The 3,965-nt window shown below is 55.9% G+C and carries 3 protein-coding genes and 2 pseudogenes; 3 read left to right on the forward strand and 2 right to left on the reverse strand.

Annotation, left to right across the window (positions count from 1 at the left end):
• Positions 1–36 precede the first annotated feature (36 nt).
• Entirely contained in the window at positions 37–1,431 is a 1,395-nt protein-coding gene (locus tag IQ273_RS31370) for an AAA-like domain-containing protein (protein WP_194027006.1), read from the reverse strand.
• 284 nt (positions 1,432–1,715) lie between these two features.
• Between IQ273_RS31370 and IQ273_RS31375 the strand changes: the two genes are divergently transcribed.
• The 3 genes and pseudogenes from IQ273_RS31375 to IQ273_RS31385 all read left to right on the forward strand — a co-directional run.
• The gene (locus tag IQ273_RS31375; protein WP_194027007.1) at positions 1,716–2,126 is read left to right on the forward strand and encodes a hypothetical protein; all 411 of its coding nucleotides are present in this window, start codon (positions 1,716–1,718) and stop codon (positions 2,124–2,126) included.
• Positions 2,127–2,160: 34 nt separating this feature from the next.
• Positions 2,161–2,752 (forward strand): annotated as a pseudogene (locus IQ273_RS31380) (IS1 family transposase); the annotation flags it as partial.
• Between the two features lie 128 nt (positions 2,753–2,880).
• Positions 2,881–3,219 (forward strand): annotated as a pseudogene (locus tag IQ273_RS31385) (ATP-binding protein); the annotation flags it as partial.
• A gap of 187 nt (positions 3,220–3,406) precedes the next feature.
• Here IQ273_RS31385 and IQ273_RS31390 read toward each other — a convergent pair.
• Positions 3,407–3,934 carry a transposase gene (locus IQ273_RS31390; RefSeq protein WP_313898316.1) on the reverse strand — a complete coding sequence of 176 codons (528 nt, stop codon included), beginning with the start codon at positions 3,932–3,934 and terminating at the stop codon, positions 3,407–3,409.
• Positions 3,935–3,965: the final 31 nt, after the last annotated feature.

A 3,965-nucleotide genomic window follows, 5' to 3' on the forward strand; every position in this document is an offset into this window, starting at 1 on the left:
CCCCAAAACCCACCCCCGACCTAACCGGGCGATCGCCTAATTTCGCAGGGTGACGACCTCCGCCCCTGGGCAGCTCAACTGAGCGGCAAAAAACCCTCGATACAGTTCACAAACGGGGTACACCAGGCCGTCTTCGGTACGAATTAGCCCCAGGCTTTCGAGCTGCAGGGTGTCGATCACGTTCAGGGAAACCCCTGCGCCATCCACCACTCGCTGCCAAGCTGCCAGGGCCGCTGGGTTTTGCCCCAGCTGCACCCACAGCTCTTGCAGATGCGATCGAAAAATACCGTCGGTTAGGGTAGACAGGTCAGGTAAGTGCTGCCCCTCAGCCAGGACGTAAAAGCTCAAGTTGGCCAAGTAAGGGTGTCCGGCAATCAGCTGATAGAGGTCTTCTAAGTAGGGGCGGTGGCGATCGCTGTCCACCATCGACAGCTGGTAGCAGCGGCCTAGGGCTAAAAACTGATCCAGGGTAAAGGGGGGCAGCCGCAGCGAGTGGCCCACGTTAAAGGGCGATGCCTCCAAGTTCAGCGCAATGTAGCAGTCGGTGCTGTAAACCAGCACTAGCCGCAGTCGCTGCCACAGGTCGTCGTCTTTAGATCGCTCGTGCCACAGCCGCAGCATGGAGAGAAAGTCGCGGGCGATCGCCGGGTAGGCAAACACTTGCTCCAGGGCATTGATGGTCAGTAGCAGGGGGCGATTATCCTGGATCAAATTGTCCTGGGCCAAAAGGCTCTGCAAACAGAGGCCCGCATTCACCTTGCTGCCCATCTCTGAGTCCCAAAGGTCATCAACCTTGACATCGGCTCCCAGGGCACACACCATGCGGCGGCAAAACCAGCGCACTAGGGCTTCTAAGCTGTCAAAAACAGTGGCGTCGGCTTCCTGCAAGTCGATCCGGCAGGGGCGGTGGCCGAGGGCTTCTCCGTAGGCAATCACCCGCTGCAGCAGCGAGGTTTTACCAAAGCGACGCGGCGCTTTAATGCAGAGTAGACAGCCTGCATGGGTAATTTCGGCCAAAGCCGCCTCTTCTACAGGAGGGCGGTTGATGTACGAACGCGATGTCAGCGGCAACGGCCCTGAGGGAAAGTCAACAGCGCTGGCAGTAGGCAGAAAATCGGTTTCTAGCTGAGCCAGCGATCGGGCCGCACTGGCGCTAACGAGAGGTATCACCTGGCTCGATACTGGTGCGACTGGGCCACCAAACATGAGCCGCAGGTTCTTCTTTGTGACTGCTGTGCCTAGCTTTTCAGACAGTTCTGCCCACAGCCGAGCACCGATCTGCTTAATGTATTCTTCGCCGTAGCCCGACGCTTGCGCCATCTGCCCATAGCGCTGTCCTTGCCAAGTTCCCTCCACAATTAGCTGCTCCAGCTGGGTTAGCGGGCGTTGCAGCGTTTGTTGAACTACCGGCAGGCATGAAAGATCAGCCATGGCTCGACCATGATGAGCAGTGGAGTGAGCAATTACCTAACTTTTCTAATCTACCTATAGATAGATGACTATATGCAAATAGCAATCCCGATTATACGATATTCCCCGGAGCTGTTTGCTCATCTGAATTAATGCGTCAGCAGCTCCCTGCGACTCAGCTATCCATAGGCGTTCCCCACGAAAAGCGATCCCCTAGATGAATGGCACTGACATAAGAGAGCAGAAAAGGCTTCAAGCGCTTGATTTGTAAGAATCGAAGCGTCGAAGCCCAAAACCATGCCTCTATGATGCCGAATCGTGCTGAAGTCCTCAAGGAGAAATACCAGAACAGTACCGGTCTCCCCTTTGCCGAAGTTTTACCGGAAGCAGAGATCCAAGCTGTGCTGGACGAAGCAGGAATCACCTATCGCCAAGTGCTCTACACCCCGATGGTGGTGCTGTGGAGTTGGATTTCCCAAGTACTCGACGCTGATGGCAGCCTCAGCCATGCAGTCAAACGGGTGGTGACCTGGATGCGTCTGGCGGGATTGAAGGTGCCGTCAGCCGATACCGGAGGCTACAGCAAAGCCCATAAACGACTGAGCGAGTCAATTTTTCCGCCCCTGTTACAGCGGGTAGCCCGGATGTTACAACAGAACGTGTCTCCCGCTCAGCAGTGGTGTGGCCGTCCGGGGCACTGGTCAGTTAAAGGATGATGGCTAGAATGTAGAGGTAGAGAGTCATTTGCCTATGCGTTGTCCCCACTGCCAGAGCGAAACCGTTGTCAAAAATGGGACTCGTCGTCTGCAAGATAACCAGGTTGTGCAGTACTACCGGTGCCGGAGCTGCACCCACAACTTTAACGAACGCACGGGAACCCCTATGGCCCGGCTTCGGACGCCATCAAGCGTCGTTGAGTACGCCCTCAATAGCCGTACCGAAGGGATGGGTGTTCGAGCCACAGGACGGGTGTACCACAAGTCCCATGCCACCATTCTGCGGTGGGAAGAGCGGTTAGCCCGTCAGCGCGAGCATTGGTCTCCCCCCGCGCCTGAGGGCAGCGAGATCACCCTTGAAGGGGATGAGCTTTACACTCGCGTGGGCGAGAACCTTCCCCCCCAGTGAGAGTCGTGGATGGACGTTGACCTTTTTGGAGCGAGAGAGCCGCTACTGGGTGACAGCGCAGGCGGGGATGAAAGATGAGACTTTGTTTAGCCAAGGGACTGAGTCCACGTGGCAGTGGGCGCAGGGAGCCACCACTATCCGTTGGTTCACGGACGGCAAACGGCGCTATGGGAAAGCCCTATGGTCTCTAGCCAGTGAGTCTTTACCGGACCGAGGGCTTGCGAGAACCGGGAGCATGTCAGGTTTGCAAGGTGGGTTTTGAGTTGGGCTGCTTTCTCGGGGGTCATCGGTTAGGTCGCTAGGTCAACACTGGCATCCTCACCTATTTCAACCCTCCTTGCAAACCTGACATGCTCCCTTCAGCAAGCCAAAGCCCAACTGCTCTTGCCCATTGCCCTGACGAAACTAGATCGCTTTGACTTGCTGATTGTCGATGACCTTGGCTATGTCAAAAAATCTGAGGCGGAAACCTCGGTTCTCTTTGAACTCATTGCCCATCGCTACGAGCGCAACAGTCTCCTGATTACCGCCAATCAACCCTTTAGTCAGTGGGATGACATCTTTGCCGATGCCATGATGACCGTGGCCGCCGTCGACCGCTTGGTTCATCATGCCCTCATCGTTGACATTAAGGCTGATAGCTTTCGGCAGCAGGCTGCCCTCAAGCGAACCCAGGCTTCCTAACCAGCAAAGCTTGTCACCCATACAACTGGTTGCCAGGAAGCAGGTTCTTCCGGGCAGACCGGGGTGCGTCACCGTCTCTTTGGATGATCAACCCTTGGCCCCTCCCCATAATTGTCGCTCAGCCACGGTACTGATCCGATGCCTCGACTCGACAAGTAATTGTCGCCAGCCTGACAAGGTAGACATTTCACAGATGACGTTTTGAACCTGATTTACCGCGGTCAGTGGGGTTAGCCCCGGTGGCCTGAGCCTCACCTTGAGCCGTCCGCTTACCTAGGGGAGCTTTGACAATACACCCATCCGCCGATTGCCATTGCCAATCAATCCCTAAGGTTTTGTCGTAACTCTGCAACAAAAGACCCCAGGCCGCTTCCAAACACCCATGCTTCACCCACTCCTGGAACCGGTCATGCACAGTTGATTTAGGTGGGAATTCGGCGGGTAAGGTACACCACTGACTACCGGTGCGGGCGAGATGGATCAGGGCATCAAAGATGGGGCGATCGGCGACACGGGGACGTCCAGGCTTTTGGCGTGGTTTGTTCACTACCAGCACAGGGGCAATGCGGTGCCAGAGTTCATCGGGAATCCGCCAAATCGTGGGTAATGTGGGGTTTGTTATTAGACGACACTGAACGTGGCGGGTGACGACAGCTAGATAGGCGGGAGAGGTGTTCTCCCTGCCCCTTGAGTCATCACTGAGACCGGATCCAATTTAAGCTAATAAGAAAAGACACTGAAGGTAT

The organism is Nodosilinea sp. LEGE 07298 (assembly GCF_015207265.1).
GTDB lineage: Bacteria > Cyanobacteriota > Cyanobacteriia > Phormidesmidales > Phormidesmidaceae > Nodosilinea.